At 60.8% G+C, this 2,614-nt stretch carries 3 protein-coding genes; all 3 read left to right on the top strand.

Annotated elements, in window-relative coordinates:
- The first annotated feature begins 123 nt into the window (after positions 1-123).
- On the top strand, positions 124-687 hold the full coding sequence (locus tag ACXYMN_RS19790; protein WP_459015804.1) for an MIT C-terminal domain-containing protein: 564 nt from the start codon (positions 124-126) through the stop codon (positions 685-687).
- A 208-nt stretch (positions 688-895) separates the two neighbouring features.
- Positions 896-1,783: a tyrosine-type recombinase/integrase gene (locus tag ACXYMN_RS19785; protein WP_459015803.1), complete on the top strand. Its 888-nt coding sequence runs from the start codon at positions 896-898 to the stop codon at positions 1,781-1,783.
- 12 nt (positions 1,784-1,795) lie between these two features.
- Positions 1,796-2,614: IS91 family transposase (locus tag ACXYMN_RS19780; RefSeq protein WP_459015802.1), on the top strand; the 819-nt coding region annotated here is incomplete at its 3' end.

Raw genomic sequence — 2,614 nt, 5'->3', positions numbered from 1 at the left:
GATTGTCCAGAACCAGGCGAACGGCACGCTCGCGCACTTCGGGGGAATACTTGTTCGTTGTCTTGCTCATGATGCTCCATCCTACTCAGGAGTTGGAGCCTCCGGCAAACCCGGCGCGGTTCAGTGATCGAAATCGACGCGGATGCACAGGTGCCTTCATCTGCAAGCGAAGCGACACCGCCCAAGCTCGAGGAAGGCCATTTCACCTATTCTGAAAACCGGAAGGGCGTCAGTTTCGAGAAGCTCTTCGGCCCGTACACGGACGGAGCAGCCCGGATCGTTTTGAACGACCCCTACATACGCAAGCCTTACCAGATCCGAACCATGATGGAATTTGTGGAAATGATTATCCAGCGCAAGCCGCCTGAGGATCAGATCTCAATTCATCTCGTGACCGGCCCAAATGACGGTGACATTCAGAAACAACGTGAGCTACTCGAAAGCATCACTGAGGCCTGCACTGGCTCAGGTGTCGATTTCACATTGGCCTTTGACACAACCGGAACGGCACACGCACGGGATATCGTCACCGATACCGGCTGGAAGATCGTACTGGATCGCGGTTTGGATATTTTCCAAGCTCCGATGCGTCGCGAAGGCTTCAGTCTCGGCGATCGACTACAGGAACACAGAATGGTGAAGGGGTTCTACGTAACCTATGTGCGGCAGAAGGGCGTGGCCTCCTGACAAGCGCGCAGTTGGCCGTTGTTCAGCGCAGCCAGCGGCCCATTGCTCCAACCTGCTGTTTACGCCAGAAGGGCGGGAGGACTAAGCCGCTCCGCGGCATTGGCGTTCTTGGCTGATGGTGTGAACCGCCTGTAACGATGCGCATTTTGCGATCTTCCTGACCTGCCTGACGATTGGGGCCTTCTCAATCGATAGACAGGAGGCTTCCATGACAGAGGAGAGAGTGACACCGCTGCGCCAGCGGATGATCGAGGATATGAACATCCGGGGGCTGGCCGAGAAAACCCAGAAAGCTCATATCCGCAACGTGAAGCATTTCGCGGCGTTTCTCGGGCGGCCCCCTGACACGGCCACGCCAGAGGAATTGCGCTCGTATCAGCTCAAGATGACCGAGGACGGGGTGTCGGCCAGCACCTTCAATGTGCGTATTATCTCGCTTCGCTTCTTTTTCGGCACCACCTGCGGACGCGAAGACATGAAGCGGTTCATGCAGTTTCACCGCAAGCCCCGCAAATTACCCATCGTCCTCAGTGTCGAGGAGGTCGCCGATCTGTTGGCCGCCGTTCCCGGCCCCGGGCTCAAGTATCGCGCGGCCCTCGGCATCAGCTATGGCGCGGGTCTGCGCGCGTCCGAGGTATGCCATCTCAAGGTCACCGACATCGACAGCGATCGGATGTTGATCCACGTCGATGACGGCAAGGGCGGGCGAGATCGCAAGGCAATGCTGTCGCCCAACCTGCTTGCGTTGTTGCGCGAGTATTGGCGCGAGTCCCGCCCTGAAGGCTGGCTTTTCCCGGGCAAACCCAAGATCAATCCGCTGTCGCCGCGACAGTTGAACCGGGCGTTCACCTCGGCCAAGCACATGGCCGGCATCAAGAAGGCTGCAACGCTGCACACGCTCCGCCACAGCTTTGCGACGCATCTTCTGGAGGCGAACACGGATGTCCGGGTCATCCAGGTTTTGCTCGGGCATGCCAAGCTGACCACGACGGCGCGCTATGCCCACGTGGCCACCAAGACGATCCGCAGCACGGTCAGCCCGTATGAGCAGATCAAGCTGTTGCAAGACGAGACCCTCCGACGAGGGTTGGCATAACGCTCGGGGGCCGTGGCCCGGCCCAAGCTGGAGATCGCTGACATCTTTCGCGCTCATGGCCCTGCATGGCGGCGGGCCAATGCAGGGCATGTCAGCCTGTCCCAGCTCAAGGTAATGTCAGCGATCGAGGCCTGTCGAACCGAAGCGCTCGGCGGGCATGTGGCGGGCTGCACCAAATGCGGCCACCACCACATCGCCTACAATTCCTGCAAGAACCGACACTGCCCGAAGTGTCAGGGGCCAGCGGCACGCGACTGGATGGAGGCGCGCGCCGAGGATCTGTTGCCGGTCGAGTATTTCCATGTCGTCTTCACGCTGCCAGCAGAGATTGCCCGGATCGCCTATTTGAACAAGCGGGCCGTCTATGGGCTACTGTTCAAATCTTCGGCGCAAACGGTGATGACCATCGCCGCCGATCCCAGGCGCATGGGCGCGCGGGTCGGCATGACCAGCGTCCTGCATACCTGGGGTTCGGCGCTGACACACCACCCGCATGTCCACATGATCGTTCCCGGTGGCGGCCTGTCGCCGGGCGGGAGCCGCTGGATCGCCTGCCGCCCCGGCTTCTTCCTGCATGTGCGGGTGTTGTCCCGGCTGTTCCGGCGCCTGTTTCTGGAAGGGCTGATGGACCTGCACCGCGCGGGCAAACTCGCCTTCTTCGGCGATCTTGAAGAGCTGGCTGAGGCCGGTGCTTTCGCGGCCTGGCTCGCCCCGTTCCGCAAATCCGAATGGGTGGTCTACGCCAAACCGCCCTTCGGTGGCCCCGAGGCGGTGCTGGCCTACCTGAGCCGCTATACCCACCGAGTGGCGATCTCGAACGCCCGCCTGGTT

The organism is Roseivivax sp. CAU 1753 (assembly GCF_054482575.1).
This window is presented reverse-complemented; position numbering and strand designations above follow the sequence as displayed.

Bases quoted from the DNA above. Each gene is read 5' to 3' on its own strand.
- ACXYMN_RS19785 (WP_459015803.1), top strand. From the start codon at position 896: ATGACAGAGGAGAGAGTGACACCGCTGCGCCAGCGGATGATCGAGGAT.